Source organism: Citrobacter pasteurii (assembly GCF_019047765.1).
Classification (GTDB): domain Bacteria; phylum Pseudomonadota; class Gammaproteobacteria; order Enterobacterales; family Enterobacteriaceae; genus Citrobacter; species Citrobacter pasteurii.
Genome location: NZ_CP077262.1, coordinates 3,145,832 through 3,171,664 on the forward strand (window position 1 = coordinate 3,145,832; position 25,833 = coordinate 3,171,664).

At 49.5% G+C, this 25,833-nt stretch carries 23 protein-coding genes; 10 read left to right on the plus strand and 13 right to left on the minus strand.

Annotated features, from left to right (window positions below; translation table 11 throughout):
- Positions 1-16: 16 nt before the first annotated feature.
- The 6 genes from zinT to I6L54_RS15420 form a co-directional block, all read right to left on the minus strand.
- Positions 17-628, minus strand: coding sequence for a metal-binding protein ZinT (zinT, locus tag I6L54_RS15395; protein ID WP_233614741.1), 612 nt, complete (start codon positions 626-628; stop codon positions 17-19).
- Between the two features lie 128 nt (positions 629-756).
- Complete coding sequence (locus I6L54_RS15400) at positions 757-1,347, minus strand: ATP-binding cassette domain-containing protein (RefSeq protein WP_040233622.1); 591 nt, start codon at positions 1,345-1,347, stop codon at positions 757-759.
- Positions 1,331-2,125, minus strand: a complete 795-nt coding sequence (locus I6L54_RS15405) for an ATP-binding cassette domain-containing protein (RefSeq protein WP_005120382.1) — start codon at positions 2,123-2,125, stop codon at positions 1,331-1,333. The genes I6L54_RS15400 and I6L54_RS15405 overlap by 17 nt, the downstream gene beginning before the upstream one ends.
- A complete protein-coding gene (locus I6L54_RS15410; RefSeq protein ID WP_040233621.1) occupies positions 2,119-2,931 on the minus strand; it encodes an ABC transporter permease in 813 nt (270 codons plus the stop codon). The genes I6L54_RS15405 and I6L54_RS15410 overlap by 7 nt, the downstream gene beginning before the upstream one ends.
- On the minus strand, positions 2,921-3,895 hold the full coding sequence (locus tag I6L54_RS15415; RefSeq protein ID WP_040233892.1) for an ABC transporter permease: 975 nt from the start codon (positions 3,893-3,895) through the stop codon (positions 2,921-2,923). Before I6L54_RS15415 ends, I6L54_RS15410 begins: the two co-directional genes overlap by 11 nt.
- Positions 3,895-5,481 (minus strand): ABC transporter substrate-binding protein, encoded by a 1,587-nt coding sequence (locus I6L54_RS15420; protein ID WP_040233619.1) that lies wholly within the window; start codon positions 5,479-5,481, stop codon positions 3,895-3,897. The genes I6L54_RS15415 and I6L54_RS15420 overlap by 1 nt, the downstream gene beginning before the upstream one ends.
- Positions 5,482-5,912: 431 nt before the next feature.
- On the opposite strand from I6L54_RS15420, the gene I6L54_RS15425 reads away from it, so the two are divergent.
- Positions 5,913-8,000 (plus strand): TonB-dependent receptor, encoded by a 2,088-nt coding sequence (locus I6L54_RS15425; protein ID WP_005120392.1) that lies wholly within the window; start codon positions 5,913-5,915, stop codon positions 7,998-8,000.
- 102 nt (positions 8,001-8,102) lie between these two features.
- Entirely contained in the window at positions 8,103-8,345 is a 243-nt protein-coding gene (locus I6L54_RS15430; RefSeq protein ID WP_040233617.1) for a helix-hairpin-helix domain-containing protein, read from the plus strand.
- Between the two features lie 37 nt (positions 8,346-8,382).
- Here I6L54_RS15430 and I6L54_RS15435 read toward each other — a convergent pair whose 3' ends face one another.
- The 3 genes from I6L54_RS15435 to icd all read right to left on the minus strand — a co-directional run bounded on the left by I6L54_RS15435 (position 8,383) and on the right by icd (position 12,714).
- Positions 8,383-10,311, minus strand: a complete 1,929-nt coding sequence (locus I6L54_RS15435; RefSeq protein WP_040233615.1) for a putative bifunctional diguanylate cyclase/phosphodiesterase — start codon at positions 10,309-10,311, stop codon at positions 8,383-8,385.
- A 17-nt stretch (positions 10,312-10,328) separates the two neighbouring features.
- The gene (locus tag I6L54_RS15440) at positions 10,329-10,823 is read right to left on the minus strand and encodes a putative pterin-binding protein (RefSeq protein ID WP_040233614.1); all 495 of its coding nucleotides are present in this window, start codon (positions 10,821-10,823) and stop codon (positions 10,329-10,331) included.
- 640 nt (positions 10,824-11,463) lie between these two features.
- Entirely contained in the window at positions 11,464-12,714 is a 1,251-nt protein-coding gene (icd, locus tag I6L54_RS15445) for an NADP-dependent isocitrate dehydrogenase (RefSeq protein WP_005120987.1), read from the minus strand.
- 202 nt (positions 12,715-12,916) lie between these two features.
- Between icd and rluE the strand changes: the two genes are divergently transcribed.
- The 8 genes from rluE (at position 12,917) to I6L54_RS15485 (ending at position 20,304) form a co-directional block, all read left to right on the plus strand.
- Positions 12,917-13,540, plus strand: a complete 624-nt coding sequence (gene rluE, locus I6L54_RS15450; RefSeq protein WP_040233613.1) for a 23S rRNA pseudouridine(2457) synthase RluE — start codon at positions 12,917-12,919, stop codon at positions 13,538-13,540.
- A 9-nt stretch (positions 13,541-13,549) separates the two neighbouring features.
- Entirely contained in the window at positions 13,550-14,011 is a 462-nt protein-coding gene (locus I6L54_RS15455) for an NUDIX hydrolase (RefSeq protein WP_005120989.1), read from the plus strand.
- A 53-nt stretch (positions 14,012-14,064) separates the two neighbouring features.
- Positions 14,065-15,171: a tRNA 2-thiouridine(34) synthase MnmA gene (gene mnmA, locus I6L54_RS15460; protein WP_005120990.1), complete on the plus strand. Its 1,107-nt coding sequence runs from the start codon at positions 14,065-14,067 to the stop codon at positions 15,169-15,171.
- 34 nt (positions 15,172-15,205) lie between these two features.
- Complete coding sequence (hflD, locus tag I6L54_RS15465; protein WP_005120991.1) at positions 15,206-15,847, plus strand: high frequency lysogenization protein HflD; 642 nt, start codon at positions 15,206-15,208, stop codon at positions 15,845-15,847.
- A 3-nt stretch (positions 15,848-15,850) separates the two neighbouring features.
- Positions 15,851-17,221, plus strand: coding sequence for an adenylosuccinate lyase (purB, locus tag I6L54_RS15470; protein ID WP_005120992.1), 1,371 nt, complete (start codon positions 15,851-15,853; stop codon positions 17,219-17,221).
- Positions 17,222-17,658: 437 nt separating this feature from the next.
- Complete coding sequence (locus tag I6L54_RS15475; protein ID WP_040233611.1) at positions 17,659-18,297, plus strand: SOS response-associated peptidase; 639 nt, start codon at positions 17,659-17,661, stop codon at positions 18,295-18,297.
- A gap of 291 nt (positions 18,298-18,588) precedes the next feature.
- On the plus strand, positions 18,589-20,079 hold the full coding sequence (locus I6L54_RS15480; protein ID WP_343216779.1) for a recombinase family protein: 1,491 nt from the start codon (positions 18,589-18,591) through the stop codon (positions 20,077-20,079).
- 24 nt (positions 20,080-20,103) lie between these two features.
- On the plus strand, positions 20,104-20,304 hold the full coding sequence (locus I6L54_RS15485) for a DinI-like family protein (RefSeq protein WP_052463793.1): 201 nt from the start codon (positions 20,104-20,106) through the stop codon (positions 20,302-20,304).
- 92 nt (positions 20,305-20,396) lie between these two features.
- Here I6L54_RS15485 and I6L54_RS15490 read toward each other — a convergent pair whose 3' ends face one another.
- Genes I6L54_RS15490 through I6L54_RS15505 form a run of 4 tightly spaced genes read right to left on the minus strand, consistent with a single transcriptional unit; the run spans position 20,397 to position 25,833 of the window.
- Complete coding sequence (locus I6L54_RS15490) at positions 20,397-21,761, minus strand: phage tail fiber protein (RefSeq protein ID WP_052463792.1); 1,365 nt, start codon at positions 21,759-21,761, stop codon at positions 20,397-20,399.
- Positions 21,762-21,770: 9 nt separating this feature from the next.
- Entirely contained in the window at positions 21,771-22,715 is a 945-nt protein-coding gene (locus I6L54_RS15495; protein ID WP_040233609.1) for a DUF6453 family protein, read from the minus strand.
- Positions 22,715-25,435, minus strand: coding sequence for a phage tail tip fiber protein (locus I6L54_RS15500; RefSeq protein WP_040233607.1), 2,721 nt, complete (start codon positions 25,433-25,435; stop codon positions 22,715-22,717). The genes I6L54_RS15495 and I6L54_RS15500 overlap by 1 nt, the downstream gene beginning before the upstream one ends.
- Entirely contained in the window at positions 25,435-25,833 is a 399-nt protein-coding gene (locus tag I6L54_RS15505) for a DUF6950 family protein (protein WP_040233606.1), read from the minus strand. Before I6L54_RS15505 ends, I6L54_RS15500 begins: the two co-directional genes overlap by 1 nt.

The window sequence follows — 25,833 nt, forward strand, 5'->3', positions numbered from 1 at the left end:
ACAGTTTCAGTCGGGATTAATGGTGCAACATTTCATCCACCACCTCTTCTCCCTTGAGCTGATAAGGGTAATAGGTTGGCCAGTTATCCATCTCTTCAAGCAGGGCCGCCTGTGAGGTATTCCCCATAAAGATATGGAAGTGGCTCGACTTACGTGGCGCGATAATGTGATCGCTGAATTGCACGTATTTCGGCGCGTCGCTGCCAGCGTCTTTACACTCGAACAGATAACGCACACCTTTCTTGCCTGACGTATAGTTCAAAATTTTATATCCGGCATAATCATACTTACACGATGCCACCTTTTTACCGGTATGAAACTCCATTACGCCGTTTTCAATACCAATAGTGTCAACATCGGTCGCGTAGCCCTTACGGTAATAGGCTTTAACCTGCTCTGCCGTTTTGCTCTTGTCTTTCTCCGCTTTCTTTTTGAATACCGGATCCAGTTCGCCACTCACCAGATACGGATAGACCGACTGCCACATGCCATCCCAGTCGGTCAGCGCCCTGTTTTGCACCTGGTTATCATCAAACACCCCTTCCGACGCCTTTTGTTCTGCTTCACTCATCGGAGCACCATGGGAATGATGACCGTGCGCCATAACCGCACCACTGACTAAAAGCATTCCCAGAGCTATTGTCAATTTTTTAATACAAATAGCCAAAATTTCACCCTCAAATCATTTGCGAGTGGAATGTTATAATATAACGTACCAATTAAATCAATAGACCAGCTGCAAGCCCTTGTCTCATTTTACGCTACAATGAGTTTGCTGGAACAAAGCTGATCAAGCAGGGCCTGCTGATGGCTGATAATCAGCATAGCCAATGGCCGACGCTGACATTCTTCAAGCAGCAGCGCCCAGATATCCCGTTGGATAGAGGGATCGAGCTGCGCAGTTATTTCATCGGCAATCAGAAAACGCGTACGCGGGTCGAGCGCCCGCAGGATGGCAATTCGCGCCAGCTCACCGCCCGAAAGTTGTCCGGGACGACGCGTTAACCACTCCGGCTTAATATGCAGTCGGGCAAGCGTTTCTGTATCTGGCCGCCAGGCATCATGAACCGCATCACCGGTACTCCGCCTGGGGTTAAAGGTTAATTCCGGATGCTGTGGTACGAGCTGCACCGGGCAATATTGATGGCGCGGCAACGGTTGGCCATCAACCAGAACGTCGCCGGATGTCGGCTTTTGCCACCCCGCAAGCACACGTCCCAGCGTTGTTTTTCCGGTTCCACTGGGTGCACAAATCCCAATGCGCTCCCCTGGTGACAACGAGAACGAGAGATTTTGCCACAGTATTTTACCTCCCTGACGAATGAACACATCACGACAGCACAGCATAACGCTCTCCAAAAAGTTGATTTCTTTCGGGCAGCGCTCGCCATTGCCGTTGCAGGTGTTCACTAATTTCACCGCGCAAAAGCTGTTCCCGACTGACATTATCCGACACCGTTCCTTGATGCAGCGCGACAATGCGATCTGCGTGACGTGCAGCCAGAGTGAGATCATGTGTCACCCATAAAACGCCCGCGCCCCGCTCGCACAGGCCGCGTAGCTGTTCCAGCAGTTGATTTGCCAGAGGCGCATCAAGCCAGGCGGTAATCTCATCAGCAAGGATATAACGAGCCTGACTGAGCGCGGCATGACACGCCAGAATGCGTTTGGCCATTCCTCCCGAAAGCTGACGCGGGAAAGCCTCTAACACGGTTGTTTCCAGATGATGACGTTCGAGCAAGCGTTCAATTTGCCCTGCATTCCACGCCTGACCGGAAAGCTGGCTGGCTCTTCGTAAATGCTTTTCAATAGACAGCAGCGGATTCAGCGCCTGCACACCTTGCGGAACATAACTAAACGTATTGCCACGGCATGCCCTGATGTCATTGTTATCCAGCATTTTTCCATCAAGGGTGATATTGCCATGAAAGCGCAAATTTTCCGGCAACAGATCGAGTAAGCATTGCAGTAGCAGGCTCTTACCCTCACCGCTCCCCCCCACTAACGCCACCATCTGGCCCGGCGCAACATCAAAGGAAACATCCTGCAGCAACGAGGACCATTTTTTTGCGCCGTACCAGCGATAACGCGCCACTTCCAGCGACATCTGCCGCAAACTCAACATGTATCACCCCTCAACCATAAACGATGTACCGCCCGGGCAAGTTGATCAAATAGCATCACAAGGAGAAATAGCATCAGCCCTGGAAACAGCACCAGCCACCAGTCGCCATGACTGATAAACCGCAGCGCATCTGCCAGCAACAGTCCCAGCGAAGGTTCGTGGGGTGCCAGCCCGAAGCCAAGGAAACTTAACGCTGCACTGTGCAAAACCGCATGAGGGAACATCAGCAACGTTCCCGTTAACCACTGGGGCAATAGCGCAGGTAAATAGTGATGCCGCCAGCAGTAAAAGTGGCCATGTCCCAGTCGCCAGGTGAGTGTCAGGTAATCACTGTGGGCAACGCGTTCCGCTTCAGCACGTAAAATCAATGCCAGCCGCGGCCAGTGTGTGAGCGCAACCGCCATAATCACCCCGCTTTTCCCACCGCCCAACGTAAAACAGATCAAAATCAGCAGCAGAAGGTGCGGCATGGACAACATCGCATCGGTGATCAGACGCATGGCGACATCCAGGCGTGGATGCAAACGGGAAGTCGCCGCCATCAGTAACGCAATGAATCCGCTGCACAGCGCCGCGCCAATGCCGATTTGCAGGCTGGTTAGCGCCCCCTGAAAGCAACGAACCCACAGGTCGCGCCCCAGATTGTCGGTACCAAACCAGTACAGCGAATCAGGCGGAAGATGACGAGCAAGAAGATTCACGGTCAACGGATTATCCAGCGTGGCCGCGCCATATACTGCAATAAATAACAGGCCGCTCACGGACAGCAGAAGACGAACAAGCGTCGGCGTCGGGTTATAGAGCATCAGGTCGCTCCAGCGCACGATTCAAAACATGGACAAACCAGGCCGAGAGAGAGTTACCAATAAACACCAACACGGTACTGAACAAGACAATCCCCATCAGTAACGGCAGGTCACCGCGTAATCCGGCATCGATGGTAGCCTGCCCCAGCCCCGGATAGGCAAAAACTTTTTCAGCCAGCAACGCACCGCCCAACAGTTCGCCCAACGAGGCAAACTGTAGACATAGCGCTGGCGTGATGGCGTGTCGCAGAACCTGGTGACGCAACAGAGACCACCCCTTGTCACCCTGCGAACGCGCAAAGCGGACAAATTCGCTTTTCATCACGCTGGCGATACTTTCCCGCGTGTGCAACGTAATTTGCCCCAGCCCCAGCAGGCTAAGTGCGCAAACAGGGAGAACCAGATGGCGCAGACGTTCAGTCAGCGTTGCCATATCGCTGTTATTTCCCGGTTCCCACGCACAACAGACCGGGAACAGCGGCCAGCGCACCGCAAATACCGCCAACAGCAGCATGCCAATCCAAAAGGTCGGTAAGGAAGAAAGCAGATAGCTAAGTCGGCAAATGGCCTTATCCGGCCAACGGTTCAGGTAGCGGCCGGCAACAAACCCCATTGTCGTTCCCAATATACCGGAAACCAACCACGCTCCGCTCAGCAGCGCAAACGAGGTCGCAAACCGCTCCTGAATCACGCTGGCGACAGGGGCATTAAACAACATCGAGTAACCAAGGTCGCCCTGTAGCACGCGGAAGAACCAGTGGAAAAAACGCTCCCACAGTGGTTGATCCAGACCCCAACGCGCAGCAATACGTGCATATTGCTCCGGCGGAACATGCAGCAAATCGTTGCCAATATAGGCACGGATTGGATCAACCGGTGAAAAGCTGAGCAAGATGAAAGTGCCAGCCGCGACCAGCACTAACAACACTATCAGCCGTAATACATGGCCTAAAACAGACTTCATCAACGGCAGGTCCAGGTCCATTCATCAAGATTGTTGAGCAATGACCAGCTGCCGTGAATTTCCGGTGCACCTTTGCCCAGATCAATGCACGGATTCGCCAGATAGGTGTGCTGAATATTCAGCAGCCATGCCCATGCGGCATCCCCTTCTACGCCTGCACCTTGTTTACCATCCCACTCAACCTGTTGCCAGAAAGGCAACGCTTTTTGCCAGTCTGGTGCATCAATGGCCTGCTTGAGATGTTGCTCGACCACCGGATTGCTGTAGTAGCCCGGGTTGTAATACTCCACACCTGCCGCCTGCCCACTGTAGTGATGGAAAAGCTCCATCGGATCCAGACTCCCCCAGCCGAACAGCGTAGGATTAGCATGCATATGACGTTCAACGGTTTCCCAGCTACCCGACTGCAGCGACACTGCAATGCCTACCGGCTCCAGCATGGCGCGCACAGCCTCGGCTAAATCACGACGGGTACTGTCGCCGCTGGCATACCACAACGTCAGACGCGCCTCTTTACCGTCTTTCACCCGTACTCCGTCTTTGCCCACCTTCCAGCCGGCCTGATCCAGAATCGTCCGGGCTTTTTCAGCGTCGCCATCTTTGAATGCCACCGAAGTCCCCTGCCATGGCAACCCCTGAACCGCGCTATACGCGGGGATCGCATGACCTTCCATAACCTGCCCGGCAAGCTGCTTACGGTCAATGGCGTAGTTGATCGCACGCCTGATAGCTATATCGGCTGTAATATCGTTCCCAACCGGATAACCATTAGCATCTTTCTTCCCAGCCGGAACCATTGGGAAAACAATACCGCGGTTTTCTACACTGTCTCGAACCCACAGTTTTAAATTCTGCTGTGTGGGTGCTACCGCCATCGACGGCGCAATACGTACCAGTCCCAGTTGGCCACTACGTGCTGCGGCGTATGCGTTATCCTCATCGAGGAATACAAACACTAGCCGGTTGAAATCATTCTTCTTACCGGCATACCACGGGTTTGCTTCCACGATCAGTTGCTGCCCCGGTTGAAAGCTCACCAGGCGGTAAGGACCTGCGCCAATCGGATTTTTGGCAAATGTTTTTTCGTCATATTGTTTTGCCGGAACAATACCTAACGAACCGAGCACGTTCACAAAAGTGCTCTGCGGATGGCTGAGCGTAATTTCTGCCGTGCGGTTATCTATCACGCGGGCATGGGTGAAATTCCCCATGTCAATTTTTCCACCACTTTTTGCGGCTTTGTTATAGGTGAAGACCACATCTTCTGCCGTTAGCGGCGAACCATCAGAGAATTTGAGATCGGGCTTAAGCGTCAGCGTCCAGGTTTTGCCGTCGGCACTGGTCACCACTTTTTCCGTCAGCAGGTTTCCCCAGCTCATATCCGCATTTTGCTTTAACACCGGTGCATGCAACAGCAGATAGCTGCCATGACTCCAGCCCAACATCGGGTCAAATCCCTCCGTCGGCTCGGGCCCAATGGCCAGTTTTAGCGTCTGGCCTTTGTCTGCATTTTGCGCAGCGAGGAGTGGCGAGGTTAATGCGAGAGTCAGTGCGCACGTCAGCAGTGCCAGCTTGCCTTTAATCATTCTCTTATCCAGATTTACGTTATTTTTATCGCGTTTAACGAACAATTTACGTTAGACGGTCTCCTGGGGAAGGGATTATGGCGGACAGTAATGCCGAAAAAAATGATACAGCGCAGAAAAGTATGACGATTTTTAAAAAACATCATACGACTTTCTAATACCCGGCGCTTTCACGTTCACTTCGCTGAAGTGGCTAAGCAAAATCACCGTATTTATTCAGCTTTATATTAAATAAGAAGCAATAGTTGCAGGGAAAACTATTCACCAGCTTCGGTTTTTACCCACCTCAAATTCATGACAATTTATGTATATTTATTAAAGAAAGACACAGTAAGTGACAAGTTATGTAAATATATAATGATAATTATTTGTATTATCATTTTCATCAATTATCTTACTGCCTTTGAATTTTTAACAAAGGAAGTTTGACTATGCGTTTAAAACCTGTTGCCTCTGTCGTTCTGTCCTGTATAGGGTTTACCAGCCCCTTTGTCTTCGCTGAAGACGTGATGGTAGTAACCGCTTCTGGTTACGAAAAAAAGATCACCAACGCGGCTGCCAGCGTTTCCGTTATTTCACAGCAAGAGTTACAAACCAATAAATATAACGATTTAGGTGAAGCTCTGCGTTCTGTGGAGGGTGTGGATGTCGAAAGCAGCACGGGTAAAACCGGCGGTCTGGAAATTAGCATCCGTGGTATGCCCGCCAGCTATACCCTGCTCTTGATTGACGGTATCCGTCAAAATGGAAGCAGCGACGTGACACCGAACGGCTTTTCGGCCATGAATACCAGCTTTATGCCTCCACTGGCAGCAATCGACCATATTGAAGTGATCCGCGGTCCGATGTCGACGTTATACGGTTCCGATGCCATTGGCGGCGTCGTCAATATCATCACCAAAAAGAGCACCGATAAATGGAGCACGTCCATTAATACCGGTGTTAACCTGCAAGAAAGTAATAAATGGGGTAACAGTACGGTCGCCAACTTCTGGTCAAGCGGCCCATTGATCGCCGGTGTACTGGATATGCAGGTTCGCGGCAGTACCACGCAGCGTCAAGGCTCCAGTGTCACTTCGCTGAGTGATACCTCTTCCACCCGCGTGCCATATCCTACGGAATCTGAGAATTACAATATCGGCACTCGCCTGGACTGGAAAACCAGCGACAGCAATACGTTGTGGCTGGATCTCGATTCCGCCAGACAACGCTACGATAACGATGATGGACAGCTTGGCAATCTGACCGGCGGATATGATAAGACGCTGCGTTATGAACGTAACAAAGTGACGCTCGGCCACGATACCGCATTAACATTTGGCACCTGGAAGTCCTCTGTGGGCTGGAATGAAACCGAGAACAAAGGCCGCCAGTTGGTCTCCTCGGCACTGACACCAGAGAACGCGAGCCGGGCTGGCGACGCGCGTGAACTGAAGAACACCAACGTTATTCTGGATTCCATGCTGCTGACGCCGTTAGGTGACTCGCACCTGTTGACTCTCGGGGGGGAATACTGGGATGCCCGCATGAAGGACGGTGTCGTGCTGGCCAATACCGGAGAGACATTCCACCAGAAAACATGGTCGGCCTATGCTGAAGATGAATGGCATATCCTCGATTCTCTGGCCTTAACCGTGGGGACACGCTATGAACATAACGACGTCTTTGGCGGGCACCTCAGCCCACGTGCCTATATGGTCTGGGACGTATCCGATGAGTGGACCCTCAAAGGTGGTGTCACAACGGGTTATAAAGCGCCATCGCTCAGCCAACTTCATAACGGCATCAGCGGCGTAACGGCACAGGGAACCGTCAATACCGTCGGGAACCCGAACCTTAAACCTGAAGAAAGTACCAGTTACGAAACCGGGCTTTACTATGAGAATGACGCTGGGCTGAACGCCAACGTCACGGGTTTCTATACTGAATACAAAAATAAAATCGTTTCGTATTCTATCGATGATAATACCAACAGCTACACCAACAGCGGTAAAGCAAGAACCGATGGTATCGAGTTTGCCAGCACATTCCCACTGTGGTCGGACTCGCTGAGTTTATCTCTCAATTACACCTATACCCAGAGCAAGCAAAAAGATGGCGAGAATAAAGGCGCGCCACTGAGTTATACCCCGAAACACATGGCGAACGCCCGTCTGAACTGGCAGGCAACGGAAGATATGAACGCCTGGCTGAGCGCTCGCTACCGCGGTAAGGCTCCACGCTATACGGAGAATTACGACAACCTCAGCGCCGTCCAAAAGGCGGTGTATGACGACAAAGGTGCAAATTTAAAAGCCTGGACCGTTCTGGACATGGGGATGTCTTATAAACTGACCAAAGAACTGACGCTGAATACGGCGGTGAACAACGTGCTGGATAAAGACTTTAGTGACGTCACGCTGTATCAGGTCGGCCGCAATAGTACTTATGCGGGCGACTACTATCAGACTGCACAATCCACGACCGGATACGTCAACCCGGGCCGTAACTACTGGGTATCCTTAAACTACCAGTTCTAGTTTTGCTTACCTCTGTTGGCCAGGCTATAACTGATAGCCTGGCCGCTATCAGCATGTATTCGTAAGCGGATTGTCAGTATTGCGCATACGTAAGGAGAGACAATGCCCTTTTCAACCACTGAGCGTCAGGCACTTCTGTCATTAAAAGGCGTTGGCCCCAAAGTCATCGAGCGGCTTGAGCAACTTGGTTTCCACTCGCTTGCCGATCTTAAAAACTCTACTGTCGACGATATTACCCAGCAAGCGGCGTCAATGGTCGGCTCGACATGCTGGAAAAACAGTCCGCAAGCGAAAGCGGCAATTGCCAACGTCTTAGCGCTGGCAAGTGCGTTGTCGTTACGCTGATTTAGCGTATCACCAGGGCACGAGGAACGGGCGTTATTTAACCGTTTCTGATTTTCCCATTGATACCCGGCTGCGGTTTACCAAACAGATACCCTTGCGCGAAGTCGCAGCCCAGAGCCTGAAGGCTCGCCAGCTGTTCCTCTGTTTCGACACCTTCTGCAACAGCTTTCATGTTCAGCGATTTCGCCATACCAGTGATAAGCCTGATGATATTAAGGGCGTCTTCCTGTGTAGATATCGAATGCACAAAGGACTTATCTATTTTGATTTTATCGAAGGCAAGCCGACTTAGTCGCGAAAGAGAAGAGTATCCGGTACCAAAATCATCGATGGAGATTTTTACTCCCAGGGCTCTGAGCTTGTTAAGCGTATTCATCGGCGTATTGCTCTCCGTAAAGAGAGAGGATTCCGTCACTTCCAGCTCGAGACGGTCTGCCGGAAGTCCGGTTTCTTTCAGAATGGACAGCACGATTCCGGCAAAGGCCTTGCTGCTTAGCTGGACAGGTGAAACATTGACTGAAATTTTAACCGGTACCGCCCAGGAAGCCGCTTCCCTGCAAGCAATTTCAAGCACTGATTTTCCCATCTCGTTAATCATTCCTGTTTTTTCAGCAACAGGAATAAAACTATCCGGCGACAGAAGTCCTTTTAGCGGATGTATCCAACGAATAAGGGCTTCATAGCTGTAAATTTCCTGGCTGAAAGAATCGACAATAGGCTGATAATAAACCACGAACTCTTTATTCACTATGGCCATTGCCATATCATGCTCAAGCGTTCTGCTTTCTTGCAGCTTTTCTAACATCCGCTGCCGGAAGACTTTTATTTTACCCGAGCCTTCATTTTTCGCTTCATAAAGCGCCAGATCGGCAAATTTATAAAGATAGTCGGAACGACGTTCAGTTTCTGAGATAACAATACCAACACACGTTGTTATATTTATAATTGCGTTATAAATAGTGTAGGGTTGGTTGATAAAATCACATATTTTTTGGGCTCGGGAAACGGCACGACTCTCTGTCAGACCGCTCGAAAGAAACGCAAACTCATCGCCGCCTAAACGATATAGCGTGTCTGAACCCTGGCTCATAGAAATCAAACGATGGGATATCTGGCGTAATAACATATCACCGGCATCATGACCATACGTATCATTTACCTCTTTGAATCGATCTAAATCAAACAACATCACCGTCACAGAGTCATTGTTTTTCTCTGCCATCTCGATGATTTTATTTAAATCCCCCCAGAATAACTGGCGATTATTCATCTCGGTGAGAGAGTCGTGATAGACGTCATACTCCAGTTTTGCATTCTGGATCTGCAGTTTTTCTTTAGATTCCTGAAGTTCCTCAGCAAGGCACTTAACCTGGAGATGTGCTCTCAAAATGTTTCTGTTCTGAAAAAAAATCAGAATCCCCAGTATCGCACTCAATATTATAAGCAATACTGAAGTAGCTGAATAAATATAGTACAGGGTTTGAATATTAGTATTAGTATTATTAACCGAGCTAACATCTTTATCTAACGCACCGGATGAAAGACGGGCTAGCGGTGCATCAAGCGTATGCATTTCTTTCAAATATGCCTTGAGTTCTGAACGGTTCATTTTCTCAAGATGAACATCCAGATAATTAAGCATTTTTTGAAACTGTATAGCCAGTTCATAATGCGCTTGATTGCTCTCTATATAATGTCCTAAATCACCTTCCTTTATTAAACCGCTCTGGCTGAGCATAATATCGAGACGCAGGCGCACAGCATCAAGCGTTATCGTATCATCACTAATGTAGAGACCAAGCCACGATTCAAATCGGTAATATTCTGATACCATTTGAACAGCAGACCATGAGTCGGTGTAGTGCGTCAGTTTCTGTAACTCTTGTTGTCTTTCGTGCACAAGGAAAGATATATATCCGGTAGATATAAAAAGGAAAAATATAATGCCAGCCAGTATTCTGTTCATGATGGTCCTCTGAACCCCTACTCAATTTTCATTGAGCTGACCTGCCATGCTGACCTTGAATAAAAAATCTGATTATTCAGTTCAGGAATGCTGTCATAGGGATACACGATGAATAGTGGGCCTTTATCACGGATGCGCATATATTCTCCGTTGATTTTTAGAGCAAGAATAACATTATATTTCTTGAAATCACTGAGCGGGATAACGGTGGTGTAGTCATTGAGCGCAGTGACCTTAACAACAGAACCTTTTGCCCCGACATAATCCATGAGCTTTTGCAGTGAGATACCCGTAAAGGTAGTGCGTCCATTATACCAGGGTGAGGAGGTCTGGAAACTTATCGCGCCCAGATTCTCGAGACTGGTGATATCAAAAACAGCTTTCCCGTCTTCATTGGTATTTTCTATATTACCGGACACTGTTAAAAGGACTTTACCGACAGGCTTGGAAAGTTCACCAGCCCAGACCTGGGTAGTGACGACAAAGCTTAACAGCATGACAGTTAACCGCATTCTAACCTCACCAATCTATCGAATGTAAGAGAATTATAATTTAGTTATTATGCTATTTACACATGCAGCCCAGCGATTATTGATAATGCAAGCTCACTCATCTTTTAATTCATTAAAATCAAAGAGTTAACATAATTTTATTTTTTGGTATTGTTTAAAAAAGGCCATTACTGTTATTTGAGACACAGTAAATTTCGCTACTACCGTACAAAAAATAAGCCGCCTGTTCAGGCGGTAAAAATAAACACACATAAATATAAAGGTCTATTTTTTCGAGCAACGGCAGGATATTATTTTTCCAACCGAGGCTTCGCCCCCTCATCGAATGTGTGCCGCGCAATGAATCACCAGGATCTGTTTTTTCTGCTCATCCATAAAAAATATGATTGCTTGCTGGGTAGAGATATCCTGGCAAGAACCGCCCCATTGAACTTACAGCACAGGCCAGGCGTAAATATCAATTTGTGTTCGCCAACACTAATCACAAATACCATGAGGGTATAAAATACAAATCTGGGGTGGTAAACCCTATATTCGCTTCGAGCCGCGGCAGGTTTATAGCTGTATTAATCGCCATCGAATTTCATTAAAAAAAACGGGAACCACCCGGCTCCCGTTCTCACACAACCCAGAATCTGGATTACATGTTTTCGATGATCGCGTCACCAAACTCTGAACATTTCAGCAGCTTAGCGCCGTCCATCAGACGTTCAAAGTCATAGGTTACGGTTTTCGCGTTGATCGCACCGCTCATACCTTTAACGATCAGGTCAGCCGCTTCTACCCAACCCATGTGGCGCAGCATCATTTCTGCAGACAGAATGATGGAACCTGGGTTCACTTTATCCTGGCCTGCGTACTTCGGTGCAGTACCGTGGGTTGCTTCGAACAGCGCACATTCGTCACCGATGTTGGCACCCGGTGCGATACCAATACCACCAACCTGTGCTGCCAGAGCATCAGAAATGTAGTCACCGTTCAGGTTCATACAAGCGATAACGTCGTACTCAGCGGGACGCAGCAGGATCTGTTGCAGGAACGCATCGGCGATAACGTCCTTAACCACGATCTCTTTACCGGTTTTCGGGTTCTTGATTTTAACCCACGGACCGCCATCGATCAGTTCACCACCGAATTCTTCACGCGCCAACTGGTAACCCCAGTCTTTGAACGCGCCTTCGGTGAATTTCATAATGTTACCTTTATGAACCAGGGTAACAGAATCACGATCGTTAGCGATGGCGTACTCAATCGCTGCACGAACCAGACGCTTGGTCCCTTCTTCGGAACACGGCTTGATACCGATACCGCAATGTTCCGGGAAGCGGATTTTCTTCACGCCCATCTCTTCGCGCAGGAATTTAATCACTTTCTCAGCATCAGCGGAGTCAGCTTTCCACTCAATACCCGCATAGATGTCTTCTGAGTTTTCACGGAAGATGACCATATCGGTCAGTTCAGGATGTTTAACCGGGCTTGGGGAGCCCTGGTAATAACGAACCGGACGCAGGCAAACGTACAGATCAAGTTCCTGACGCAGTGCAACGTTCAGAGAGCGAATACCGCCGCCAACTGGGGTGGTCAGTGGGCCTTTGATGGCAACACGATATTCACGAATAAGATCAAGGGTTTCAGCAGGCAGCCAGACGTCCTGGCCATAAACCTGGGTGGATTTCTCACCGGTGTAGATTTCCATCCAGGAGATTTTACGCTCGCCTTTATAGGCTTTCTCGACAGCAGCATCGACAACTTTGATCATCGGTGGGGTTACATCAACGCCGATACCGTCGCCTTCAATGAACGGGATAATCGGATTTTCAGGAACGTTGAGTTTGCCGTTTTGCAGGGTGATCTTCTTACCTTCCGCCGGAACAACTACTTTGCTTTCCATTCACCTCTCCTTCGAGCGCTTCTGGTTCTGCTCGTCTGTCATCGCGCTGCATGTGCGTTTGCGTCCTGCTGCACGAATGCGTTAGAGCAACTTTTTGTTAATGTTTTGTAATGAGCATGTCAATACTACCCTAATGTTCGCCGCCATGAAAGACACTCGTTCTTAGGCTATAATGCGGCAATTGATATAATCTGAAAATACCATGCAAAAAACTTCTTTTAGAAATCACCGGGTTGAGCGATTCAGCTCACGACAAGTCACCAGGCAGCGTAAAGAAAACCAGCCAAAACGCGTGGTTTTGTTCAATAAACCCTACGATGTTTTGCCACAATTTACTGACGAAGCAGGACGCAAAACGTTAAAAGATTTTATTCCCGTGCCGGGAATCTATGCTGCGGGCCGACTTGACCGCGACAGTGAAGGGCTTTTAGTGCTGACCAATGACGGTGCGCTGCAGGCCCGCTTGACGCAACCCGGCAAACGTACGGGGAAAATCTATTATGTTCAGGTGGAAGGCGAGCCAACACCCGAAGCGCTGGACGCTCTGCGCACCGGCGTAACGCTGAACGACGGCCCCACACTGCCCGCAGGTATTGAAGTAACAGAGGAACCCGCATGGCTGTGGCCGAGAAACCCACCTATTCGGGAGCGGAAAAATATCCCTACCACCTGGCTGAAAGTCACCTTATATGAAGGCCGCAATCGTCAGGTACGTCGCATGACAGCACACGTCGGCTTTCCTACACTGCGGTTAATTCGTTATGCGATGGGGAATTACACGCTGGACAATCTCGCTAATGGTCAATGGCGGGATGCAACTGTATAAGGAACAGGTATGTTTAAACCGCACGTCACCGTTGCCTGCATTGTGCATGCAGAAGATAAGTTTTTAGTCGTTGAGGAAACCATCAACGGCAAAGCGTTGTGGAATCAACCCGCCGGGCACCTGGAAGCCGATGAAACCCTGGTGCAGGCCGCCGCTCGCGAGCTATGGGAAGAGACAGGTATCCACGCGCAGCCACAGCATTTCATTCGAATGCATCAATGGATTGCCCCAGACAAAACGCCCTTTTTACGTTTTCTGTTTTCTATCGAGCTTGCCAATATGTGCGCTACCGAACCTCATGACAGCGATATAGACTGCTGTCGCTGGGTCAGCGCAGAAGAGGTTCTCTGCGCGCCAAACCTGCGCTCACCGTTGGTTGCCGAGAGTATTCGCTGCTATCAGAGCGGACAACGCTACCCGCTGGCGATGATCGGTGAATTTAACTGGCCGTTTACAGAGGGTGTCAAGTAAGGGGCTGCGTGCTAGAATATGCCGCCTTGAAGTTCAATGTCGTGAGTATTCCTATGTCTGAAAGCCCAAAAAAAGTGATCGTCGGCATGTCCGGCGGTGTCGATTCCTCCGTTTCTGCCTGGCTGTTGCAACAACAGGGTTATCAGGTAGAAGGCCTGTTCATGAAGAACTGGGAAGAGGACGATGGCGAGGAATATTGCACAGCGGCCGCCGACCTTGCGGATGCGCAGGCTGTCTGTGACAAACTCGGCATTGAGCTACATACCGTCAACTTTGCCGCAGAATACTGGGACAACGTCTTTGAACTGTTCCTTGAAGAGTACAAAGCGGGTCGTACGCCGAACCCGGATATTCTGTGCAACAAAGAAATTAAGTTTAAAGCCTTCCTCGAATTTGCCGCTGAAGATTTAGGTGCCGATTACATTGCTACTGGCCACTACGTGCGTCGCGCGGATGTGGACGGCAAAAGCCGCCTGCTGCGGGGACTCGATGGTAACAAAGACCAGAGCTACTTCCTCTATACCCTCGGTCATGAGCAGATCGCACAAAGCCTGTTTCCGGTAGGTGAACTGGAAAAACCACAGGTCCGTAAAATTGCCGAAGATCTGGGTCTGGTTACTGCGAAGAAAAAAGACTCCACCGGTATTTGCTTTATCGGCGAACGTAAATTCCGCGAGTTCCTCGGTCGTTACCTGCCGGCACAACCCGGCAAGATCATTACCGTTGACGGTGAAGAAATTGGCCAGCATCAGGGGCTGATGTATCACACCCTGGGTCAGCGTAAAGGTCTGGGTATTGGCGGAACAAAAGAAGGTACCGAAGATCCATGGTATGTCGTGGATAAAGACGTCGAGAACAACATTCTGGTTGTGGCTCAGGGTCATGAACACCCGCGCCTGATGTCCGTTGGCCTGATTGCACAGCAATTACATTGGGTCGACCGTCAACCGTTCACCGGCACCATGCGCTGCACAGTGAAAACCCGCTATCGTCAAACCGACATTCCGTGCACCGTTAAAGCGCTGGATGCTGAACGTATTGAAGTGAGTTTTGACGAACCCGTCGCGGCGGTAACACCGGGTCAGTCGGCGGTCTTTTACAACGGTGAAGTGTGCCTCGGCGGCGGCATTATCGAGCAGCGTCTGCCTCTGCCGGTATAATTATTTACACATTTGATACAAGGAAGCAGTGAACGTGGCAAAGAATTATTATGACATCACCCTCGCCCTGGCAGGCATTTGTCAGTCGGCACGCCTGGTGCAAGAACTGGCGCACCAGGGGCATTGTGATGCCGATGCATTACACGTTTCACTGAACAGCGTCATTGACATGAATCCCAGCTCTACGCTGGGTGTGTTTGGCGGCAGCGAGGCCAACCTGCGTCTCGGCCTGGAAACACTGCTCGGCGTGCTCAACGCCAGCAGTCGTCAGGGGCTGAACGCGGAACTTACCCGCTATACATTAAGCCTGATGGTGCTGGAGCGTAAGCTTTCAGCCGCCAAAGGCGCTATGGACACGCTGGGAGACCGTATCAACGGCTTGCAGCGCCAACTGGACCATTTTGATTTGCAGTCAGAAACGCTGATGAGTGCGATGGCAGGCATTTATGTTGACGTCATCAGCCCACTCGGCCCGCGTATTCAGGTTACGGGTTCTCCGGCCATTCTCCAGAGCCCGCAGGTTCAGGCTAAGGTTCGCGCTTCGCTGCTGGCTGGCATTCGCGCTGCCGTGCTCTGGCATCAGGTTGGTGGAGGCCGTCTGCAACTCATGTTTTCTCGTAATCGCCTGACGACTCAGGCAAAACAAATTCTTGCTCATTTAACCCCGGAGTTGTGATCTATGGAATTATCCTCACTGACCGCCGTTTCCCCTGTCGATGGACGCTACGGCGATAAAGTCAGCGCGCTGCGCGGGATTTTCAGCGAATACGGTTTGCTGAAATTCCGTGTACAGGTTGAAGTACGCTGGCTGCAAAAACTGGCCGCGCACGCAGCGATCAAGGAAGTTCCTGCTTTTGCTGCCGACGCAATCGGTTACCTTGATGCGATCGTCGCTAACTTCAATGAAGAAGATGCTGCGCGTATCAAAACCATTGAGCGTACGACCAACCATGACGTGAAGGCAGTTGAGTATTTCCTGAAAGAAAAAGTGGCGGATATCCCGGAACTGCACGCCGTTTCCGAGTTTATCCACTTCGCATGCACCTCAGAAGACATCAACAACCTGTCTCACGCGCTGATGCTGAAAACCGCACGTGACGAAGTGGTACTGCCGTACTGGCGTCAACTGATTGATGGCATCACCGCGCTTTCAGTTGAATATCGCGATATTCCTCTGCTCTCCCGTACTCACGGCCAACCTGCCACCCCATCAACAATGGGCAAAGAGATGGCAAACGTGGCGTACCGCATGGAACGTCAGTATCGCCAGCTCAACCAGGTTGAAATCCTCGGTAAAATCAACGGTGCAGTGGGTAACTATAACGCCCACATCGCTGCTTACCCGGAAGTTGACTGGCATCAGTTTAGCGAAGAGTTCGTCACCTCGCTGGGCATCCAGTGGAACCCCTACACCACGCAGATTGAGCCGCACGACTACATTGCCGAGCTGTTTGATTGCATCGCCCGCTTTAACACCATTCTGATCGATTTCGATCGCGACGTCTGGGGTTACATTGCATTGGGTCACTTCAAGCAGAAAACTGTCGCGGGTGAAATCGGTTCTTCGACCATGCCGCATAAAGTTAACCCGATCGACTTCGAAAACTCCGAAGGTAATCTGGGTCTGTCCAATGCGGTTCTGCAGCACCTGGCGAGCAAACTGCCGGTTTCCCGCTGGCAGCGTGACCTGACAGACTCAACCGTTCTGCGTAACCTGGGTGTGGGTATCGGCTATGCGCTGATCGCCTATCAGTCTACGTTGAAGGGGGTTAGCAAACTGGAAGTAAACCGCGATCACCTGCTGGATGAACTGGATCACAACTGGGAAGTTCTGGCTGAGCCGATTCAAACCGTAATGCGTCGCTATGGCATTGAAAAACCGTACGAGAAACTGAAAGAACTGACCCGTGGCAAGCGCGTTGACGCTGAAGGCATGAAGCAGTTTATCGACGGTCTGGCCCTGCCGGAAGACGAGAAAACCCGCCTGAAAGCGATGACACCGGCCAACTACATTGGTCGCGCCATCACCATGGTTGATGAACTGAAGTAATCAGCACTCCGCCAGATGCTGAACAGAAGCCGGATAAGCGTAAGCGATTCCGGCTTTTTATCGCCACATTAACATCCCTTCCCCCGGTTTATTAAATGTTTATCCCCACTACCACATAATCAGCGTTAGACTATAAAATTGATTTTGAAAATTCAGTAAATACAGTTAATTATCATAAAATCAATCAGTTAATAAAAAATGAATTTAGACAATCACGGGCAATATGAGTCATTTCATCGCCCCAAATCATGCCCCTAACTGATTTTTGCCCCCAAATTTGCCCCCAAAAAAGTAACGATAGGTAGTGGTCTATCGACCATTTAGCAGCCTCAAAAAGGTAGCAAGGCATAATGGAATATTCGTAGTGTGGAGGTTCAAATCCTCTCGTACTAACCAATATCCTATACTTTCAGTCTGACAGTTAACGGGAAGTTTCTATGTGTGGACGCTTTTCACATGAAGACTACCTCACCTTTCTCGCTGATGAATCAGAATGCGACATTCCATACGATCCAGAACCCATCGGAAGATTCAACGTAGCGCCAGGAACAAAAGTTCTGCTTCTTAGCGAACGTGATGAGCAGTTGCATCTTGATCCAGTCATCTGGGGGTACGCCCCCGGTTGGTGGGATAAACTGCCTCTCATTAATGCACGGTCTGAAACTGCGGCCACCAGCAGAATGTTTAAACCACTCTGGCGGCATGGCCGCGCAATTTGCTTTGCAGATGGATGGTTTGAGTGGAAAATGGAAGGCGACAAGAAACAACCATACTTTATTCACCGAGCAGACGGTCAGCCAATATTTATGGCAGCGATCGGTAGCACACCTTTCGAACGTGGAGATGAAGCAGAAGGTTTCCTTATAGTGACAGCTGCGGCCGACAAAGGGCTGGTAGATATTCACGACAGGCGACCGCTGGTACTATCGCCAGATGCAGCTCGTGAATGGATGAGGCAGGATGTTGGAGGGAAAGAAGCATCGAAAATTGCATCCGACGGTGCTGTACCGGCTAATAAATTTATATGGCATGCCGTGACGCGTGCCGTTGGGAATGCTGGGAATCAAGGACCGTAGTTAATAGAAACTATACGTTGATGCGCGAAGCGACAGTGAGAGAATACCTGCTGGACGCGAGCTGCGGAAATTTTGTCACTAACATTCATAGAAACATGAAATTATCTATTTTCCCTACAAGCTATAACACTACTACGCTTCTACATCCATGCGCTTTGCAGTTTATCATAGTGTTCAAAAATTGAGCGCGCTCACATTACTCACGTCTATGGAGTGAGAGTATCTTTTCAGATTCCAGAGGAGCTATGATATGAAAAAGAAGCCATTGCATATATTCGATTCTCCGCGCCAATTCAGCAATATGGTGATTCTCTCCGACGTCAGAATCAGCTAATTGATGAATGGATAGCCCAAAACCCTGAATATGAGTTAGATAATCTGACTTACCAAGACTTGGGGCTCAGCGCTTTTAATGGAATAAATGCTCTTCGTGGCGCTCTATCAGACTTTCTTGATGCAATCGAACATGGTTTCATCAAAAAAGGTACTGTTTTGCTGGTTGAGAGTCTTGACCGACTATCAAGAGAAAAAATAGGTGACTCTACTGAACGGCTACGGCATATTTTAAAAGCGGGAGTTGAAGTTGTAACCTTATCGGATCGGATGCATTACAATGAGGAATCACTGGATGATCCTTATGTTCTAATTAAAGCTATTTTGATTGCACAACGAGCTAACGAGGAGAGTGAGATAAAGTCTAAGCGTATGCGGTCTGTCTGGCAGAAAAAAAGAGAGGATGCGGAAAAGAATGGAAAGCTTTTAACACGATCATGTCCCCGATGGTTAAAAGCAACAGAAGATGGAGGGGGTTTTGAAGTTTTGCCTCAACATGCCAAGACTATTAAATATATTTTTAAACTGCGTTTAAAAGGCCATTCACTTAATGGAATTACAAAAATTCTTAATGATAAGAAAACTCAAACTCTGACAGGAAACCCAGGAGTATGGAATCCATCGACGATAGAAAAAATCCTTGGAAACAAAGCTGTAACTGGTACATATTGCCCATCATACAGAACAATGTCTAAAGGCGTGAAAAATATAGATAATTATTACCCGCGCATTATCTCATATAAAATATTTCAAGATGTGCAAGAAATTAGATTAACTCCATTTGGACGTGATAAAACATATGACAATCCTTATTTAATTAATTTATTTCGTTCTATTCTTCGTTGCAGTTCGTGTGGGTGTTCGATAATCATGACAGGGATAGATAACAAAGGAATGGGATATTACGTCTGTCCAATGAGGAGACTCCATCGTTGCAGCACGCCTCCAATTAGGCGAGACTTTACTGACCAGGTTCTTGTCGGTGTATTGTTAGCAAATATGGATTTTTTGCAGGATAGTTTTTCAGGTAAGAATGCAATCAAACAACTTGAGCACTATTTGGTTGATATCCATATAAAGATTAATCACCTTCTTGACGCACTTCAGATAGCTCCGGATGTCATGGAATTATCAAATAGAGTCAGACTCCTAAGTAAAGAATTACGTGATGGCGAGTTGAGATTAAGGACCCTCAAGTCCAGAGGAGGAAATACTACTGGTGAAATGGTTGCCAGCATGGAGCTAGACAACAAAATAAATAGAGAGAAATGTCGTAATTATGCATTAAGTAATATTGAACAAATAATCATTGACACAGCAATGCAAAAATGTGACATCCATTTAATGAATGGTTTGAGAATTCTTAATTTCCCACTTAGAAAAATCATCCATCATGATAATTTTATCAGTTCTTTAGCCTTTATAGATAATAATACACTTATTTTTTGAGCCTTATAATTTAATTTTGATGGGCTGAAGGGTGCAAAAGACATCATTCTGGACGAACTTAGCAAGAGGGTTCACCGGATTTTCCCCGATGCTGATGTCCGGGTTAAACCGATGATGACGCTGCCGGCGATCAACACTGACGCCAGCAAGCATGAGAAAGAACGGATAAGCTGGACTGTTCAGGAAATGTTTGAAGAGGCTGATATGTGGCTGGTGTCAGATTAAGGGACAATATGCCGCAGTGACGTCATTGCATACGACGCGCTGCGGCAACTACCTATTGCTGAGGCTCCTGCTGAATTTGCTCAAGCTCCAGTTCAGTTTTTTTTCATTGCCGTCATCGCATCGTCATTACTCCTGTTCCAGATACTGTCTGATGGCATCTGCACACGCACTGAGACAAACGCATCTGTCGGTATGTCTACTGGCTCGCCATCGGTCACCGTTTCTGTAAACACACCGTGTTCATCTGTGTTTCCTATTCTGTTCTGAGCAAATGATGGCGATGATGCGTGAACCCGGTGATAGGTTTTTATCAGCACCGTTCCGTCAGCATTAACCGTGTAATCCAGCCAGATACGTGGCTGCTTATTGCGATCAACAGGTATTTCAAAACCACCATCAACCCCGCCCCACGCCGCATCAGCATTCAGACCTGTACACCCACTTATCAGGTATTCCCCTGCAGACAGGCGTGTAACAACACACCCTTCTGATTCCTCATTGGTTTCATATTGTCCATCTGAGAAAACCTTAACTACCGGGGATGATCGCTTGATGAAGCCGTTAGAATCTACGGTTGTGTTTCTTGAATGCCATAGTCTTGACCAGCCTTTCCACTGCTCATAAGACGTTTTATCGGATCGCTTTGAGTTCAGATAATATTCATTATCTGAACCCCAGCTACTGGCCAGCGCTGTTCCAATATTGTCTGCTGTTGACGGGAAGAAATTGACGGTACTGTACTTTGCCGGCGCATCCCAGGGACCGATGTTGCTCGTATCTCCCCAGCTGAACATGGCAAAGTCTCGTCTGGATGTAAACGCGGCATACCAGCTACCGCCGCTACCGTCTGTTAACTGTCGGTTTGTCGTGGCAGACAGACTCTGGCGGGCTGACTCGGGACTGTTGCCCCCCGTACCACCCTGAGTGACACTTAAAGGCGTTGTTAACCCGCTGAGGCTGGTGATGTCACTGTTAGCACCTTTTTTAGCGTAATCATCAAGAGCCGTCTTATCTGCCTTTTTATCCAGGTCCGTTTTGTCAGCTTTCTTATCCACCAGGCCCGCGATGCTGTTCCAGGCTGGTCCGGAAAAGCTGGTACCGTCAGGTAATCTGACGGTAATTGTTCCGGTACCGCTGAATACCTGCTGCCAGTTCAGCTTGTCGTAATTCAGGCCGCGAAGCGCCTCAGCACTCTGTGTCACCAGCGCGGCGGTCACCATATTCAGCGCCACCCGAGGAACCGCTGACCATGCAGCTCCCGACTGATTAGGTCCGGTATAGTTACTGACCAGCGTCAGTCCTGTATTGCTTTCGATTGTTTTGACCGGGAGCGTATACGGAATGCCGCCTACAGTGGCAACAACAAAATCGCCGGCTGCCAATTCGGTAGTAAATGAAGTCCCCGCCCCTGATACCTGGGCAGAATTATTCGTCAGGGTGAGTGTTCCTGCTGACATAGATTTTCCTCAGTACATGTTCGGGATAACGAGAATGGGCATGGTGATATTTCTGTTACGGGTCATATCCCATCCATTGCTGAAGTAATTACCAAAAACCCGGTTATAGGCAGACCTGACGCTGCCGCCCGACATCACAACACCTTTTATACGAAGGTTCCCGTAACCGCCGTCCATACGGACCTGTGCGCCGGTATAAACTATCTGGCAGAACCCGCCGCCAATATCCTGGAATGCATCGGTTATCTGGATTTGTCGGTCATATACAAAGGGGCGTTTCAGCGTGGAGAACGTGACCTGACCTGCGGCGTTGGTCATCGTGATGCCATCACCGCCGACAGGTGCAGTCTGATTGAATATCACCAGGTCTATGGTCGCCGTTCCGGCCACGTCGTCCCGCCCTGTGTACGAGATGTCGCGAACGATAATATTGCCGCCATCAAACCCCACCGATACATTCGGGTTATCCCATTTCCCAAAGGGAATGCCGCTCACCGGAAGCGCAGCACTGCCGTTAACCGTGATGCGCCCGGACCAGGCGCAGGTCATCAGCGCAGCCTGATTAGATATGGCGGTGAAATCGGTAGAGTTCGCAACCAGTAACCCTTCGTTATAAGTCGCTGCAGGCAGCAGTTCCATAACGTAGCCGGACCAGTCCGGAGTAAGGGATTTACCCCCGATTGTCTCTGCGCCAATGATGACCCCGGAGTCCCCGTTCCGGGTGACCCCCGTCATAATGGCGACATCAAATTCAGCAAATGAGTAGGTGTAGACAGGATTGGTGGGTATCACAATAACCTGAGAGCCTGGAACCAGTGGCGTGTATACCGGGTACTGCATTGGCTGGGATGACCAGCCCGAGAACGATGTGCAAAAACTGGGGGCCCGCAGCCCCGCAGTAATTGCCATCACCGGACGGCCATCGTTGTAATCAATCAGAATACCTTCCGGCATTATGACCACCTCCCGACGACAACCCGTCCACCGCCAGACAAATTGACGGTTAGTCCATTACCGTTGATAACGACGGTGTTATTCGTACCGTTAAATGCAAACTGACCACTGTTCGCATAAAACTGACCATGAAATTCACAGTTACCATTTTTATCGATATTCCACCCGGCCCCTGAAGGACCTGAAACGAAAGAGGTGGACCTGATATAATTGCCAATCTTTGCATTGGTGATACTGCCATCCTGAATTAAAGCATCACGGATAAATACCTGTCCGTTATAGACAAAGAACGCAGCAGTGTAATTTCCCGGATCACTTCCGGAGTAAATACCGAACTGGTCAGCAGCAAAAACCACCGTGGATTTATAACTGCTCCCTGATGGCTCAATGGACATGCCAAACCCGGTGTTATATTTCACACCGTTTCTGACAATGCCAAGGTTCAGGGTGTATGATGCTTTCGCAGTGCCATCGCTTTTAACCTCGGCTGTCATCTTCTGGTTAACAGCAGCCATCAGCTCACCTTCAGGACCGATCTGCGCCTGAACATAATCGGCCAGTTCAGCGAATGCACCATCCAGATTTGCAACCGTGGTGGTCACCGTCATGACTTCGGCTTTGACTTCACCGTACTGCTCAAACTGACGCTGTACCGTGCCGTGATTGGCGAGGGCGTTTTCCATTATGCCTTCAAGGTTTGTATCCACCCCCTCTTTAATATTCTGGAAGGCCTCTGATTTCTGGACAGAATCGTCAATGAGATCAATGAGACTACCGGTGTCCATAGAGCACAGCGCCGGCACTTCGATAAAGCCTGATGCACCAAAGGCGTTAATTGTCCTGATGTACCAGTAATAGGTATGCCCCACCTGTAGCTGACTGCTGGTCCAGGTGGTTCCCATTCCCTCGCGACTGGCGTTACCTTCAACTATTTCAGTTGACGTCCCAGGCAATTGAGTTTCGCCCGATGTCCAGAAATCGAACTGCGTGGAAACATTAGTGATCGCCGCCAGACGCGGGATCAGCGTGATGGCAAAGAAGCCCTGCTCAATATCAACATGAGAAGGTGGTGGCGGGGCTTCTATACTGAATTCCAGATAGGCCTCCGGGGATTCAGCCCCCATCTGGTTTACAGCAATAACGTGTGCTGTGTAGGTATTTTTCGGTAATCCGGTAAGACGCGTGAACGTTCCCGGAACCTGGACGGACATGACCATCTGACCATTACGGCGAATGATCACTTTGTTGTAGACCACCTGCCCAATGTTCTGCCAGGACAGAATGCCCTGTACGACCTGCCCGATTTCCTCCACGGTATATTTCAGACTCTGCGGCTGCGCCACGCCGCCGGATGGCAACTGAGTAAACGGCGGTCGCTCAATCGGTTTACCGATGGCATCGCCCCATACATCCGCTGTTTCCTGCTTCAGTGTCAGTTGCACGCCGTTCTGAACGCCGAACTTCCTGTCCGTTACCCGCATCTCAACGTTCACGATGCCGATAGACGGAAAATTCACCTTCACATACATTCCCGGCCGGTAACGGTATCCGCTCAGATTTAACGTTACGTTCATCGTCCTGGCGATGCGGGTACGCTTTAACTTCACATCAGCGAGGCGCTGGGCCTGAAATTCTGAAGTCACAAATCGCAGCTTCATATCCTGCGATATTTCCACCCCGTCTTCTGTCACCCATTCACTGACAGACACAGAGGGGAAATCCGCTTCGGTATAGCCCTGCTGCGGATCGACGAATGTCCCCTTGATAGTGTTAACGCGTTCCGCCTGAGAGACCTCTGGCATGATTTCGATATCACCGGCCAGCTGGCTTTCAGTGATCACTTCGGTAGCGGGTCCGTAATAAGCCCCGACCAGAAGACCATGTTTGCCCGCGGTATACGTTACATCCCCAGCGCATGCCGCCAGCATTCCTTCCAGAATACTGACTTTGTTTTCACTGAGATCGAACTCTCCGTTAATCGTGTAACGCTTCTCAACGGTATTACTGCCAGTAATCACATCCTCATCACAGATGTTCGCTGCTTCCTGAAACTGTTCCCAGAGAATATCGGCGTCAGGCACTTTCAGGTAATTGCGGTAATAATCCAGGATAACCAGCGCCGCATTGTTGCTGTAACCCGTCAACCCGGTACGCGGGTCATAAACGGCACGCCCGTACTTTTCGACCTTGATATTCGGGATACCTGACGGGAATTTTTCTGCACTGAATTTGAGGGACACGCGCAGCCACGTGATCCCCTTTCCGATCATGTCTTCTTTCCATGACGGACAGTTTGCCAGCATATATGGATCTACGGTCTGCCGATTGGTGTGCAGCTCAAAAGATGCATGCTCCGGAAAACTGCTGATCGGTTCGTCACCCAGCCAGACGGTTCCAGTGCTGGATAATGAGTGACCCGCCAGCGCAATGGCCAGATGCAGCATTTCGCCATCATCCTGTTCACCAGCCTGCTCTTCAGAAAAGAACAATGTTCCCGCTGTCGTGGTGTGACCATAAACAACCGTTTTGGCACTGGCGGCGGCACGAAGGACCTGTTTACGTTCCGATGTGTCACGGTAGGAATCCAGTGATGGCTTTTTGGTCAGCGCCTGAGTTGCCACCTGGGCGGCCACGGTGATAGCCATTGCGATCCCGTAATACTGATATGAGGCGGCGGCACCTGCAGCAACGGTCGCAATAATAGGAATAGCAGCAGGCATTAACGCACCCTCCAGACACTCAGCGGCTTAACCCGCAGACTGACAAGACCATTTTCACCAGGTACCCATACAACGCCGGAATACACCACCCCGGCACACCGCGATCCCGCATTTTCAACAACGGCAATATCCCCACGCTGCGCCAGCTTCACCGGTACTTCATCGAGATACCGGGCCAGCACCTTTTCAAGCGAACCGCCACCGCGCAATATCGCCTTTTTTGCCCCATGTTCGCTGTCGTAGGCTCCGCGCCAGCCCGCCGCTAAATCCTCGCCGCACATGGCCTGAGCGCAGTCCGCCGCGAACAGGCAGCAGTCATGACTACCCCATAAAAAAGGCCGCTTTTCAGCGGCCCTTATTACGGTGATTAATCTGTTATGCCAGTCCGGATGCTTCAT

Coding starts and splice junctions, on each gene's coding strand:
- I6L54_RS15400 (WP_040233622.1), bottom strand. CDS start 1,347: ATGCTGTGCTGTCGTGATGTGTTCATTCGTCAGGGAGGTAAAATACTG.
- I6L54_RS15490 (WP_052463792.1), bottom strand. CDS start 21,761: ATGTCAGCAGGAACACTCACCCTGACGAATAATTCTGCCCAGGTATCA.
- I6L54_RS15430 (WP_040233617.1), top strand. CDS start 8,103: ATGCCCTTTTCAACCACTGAGCGTCAGGCACTTCTGTCATTAAAAGGC.
- I6L54_RS15495 (WP_040233609.1), bottom strand. CDS start 22,715: ATGCCGGAAGGTATTCTGATTGATTACAACGATGGCCGTCCGGTGATG.
- purB (WP_005120992.1), top strand. CDS start 15,851: ATGGAATTATCCTCACTGACCGCCGTTTCCCCTGTCGATGGACGCTAC.
- I6L54_RS15410 (WP_040233621.1), bottom strand. CDS start 2,931: ATGCTCTATAACCCGACGCCGACGCTTGTTCGTCTTCTGCTGTCCGTG.
- I6L54_RS15425 (WP_005120392.1), top strand. CDS start 5,913: ATGCGTTTAAAACCTGTTGCCTCTGTCGTTCTGTCCTGTATAGGGTTT.
- zinT (WP_233614741.1), bottom strand. CDS start 628: ATGCTTTTAGTCAGTGGTGCGGTTATGGCGCACGGTCATCATTCCCAT.
- I6L54_RS15440 (WP_040233614.1), bottom strand. CDS start 10,823: ATGCGGTTAACTGTCATGCTGTTAAGCTTTGTCGTCACTACCCAGGTC.
- I6L54_RS15455 (WP_005120989.1), top strand. CDS start 13,550: ATGTTTAAACCGCACGTCACCGTTGCCTGCATTGTGCATGCAGAAGAT.
- I6L54_RS15505 (WP_040233606.1), bottom strand. CDS start 25,833: ATGAAGCATCCGGACTGGCATAACAGATTAATCACCGTAATAAGGGCC.
- I6L54_RS15415 (WP_040233892.1), bottom strand. CDS start 3,895: ATGAAGTCTGTTTTAGGCCATGTATTACGGCTGATAGTGTTGTTAGTG.
- rluE (WP_040233613.1), top strand. CDS start 12,917: ATGCAAAAAACTTCTTTTAGAAATCACCGGGTTGAGCGATTCAGCTCA.
- I6L54_RS15405 (WP_005120382.1), bottom strand. CDS start 2,125: ATGTTGAGTTTGCGGCAGATGTCGCTGGAAGTGGCGCGTTATCGCTGG.
- I6L54_RS15420 (WP_040233619.1), bottom strand. CDS start 5,481: ATGATTAAAGGCAAGCTGGCACTGCTGACGTGCGCACTGACTCTCGCA.
- icd (WP_005120987.1), bottom strand. CDS start 12,714: ATGGAAAGCAAAGTAGTTGTTCCGGCGGAAGGTAAGAAGATCACCCTG.
- I6L54_RS15475 (WP_040233611.1), top strand. CDS start 17,659: ATGTGTGGACGCTTTTCACATGAAGACTACCTCACCTTTCTCGCTGAT.
- mnmA (WP_005120990.1), top strand. CDS start 14,065: ATGTCTGAAAGCCCAAAAAAAGTGATCGTCGGCATGTCCGGCGGTGTC.
- I6L54_RS15500 (WP_040233607.1), bottom strand. CDS start 25,435: ATGCCTGCTGCTATTCCTATTATTGCGACCGTTGCTGCAGGTGCCGCC.
- I6L54_RS15435 (WP_040233615.1), bottom strand. CDS start 10,311: ATGAACAGAATACTGGCTGGCATTATATTTTTCCTTTTTATATCTACC.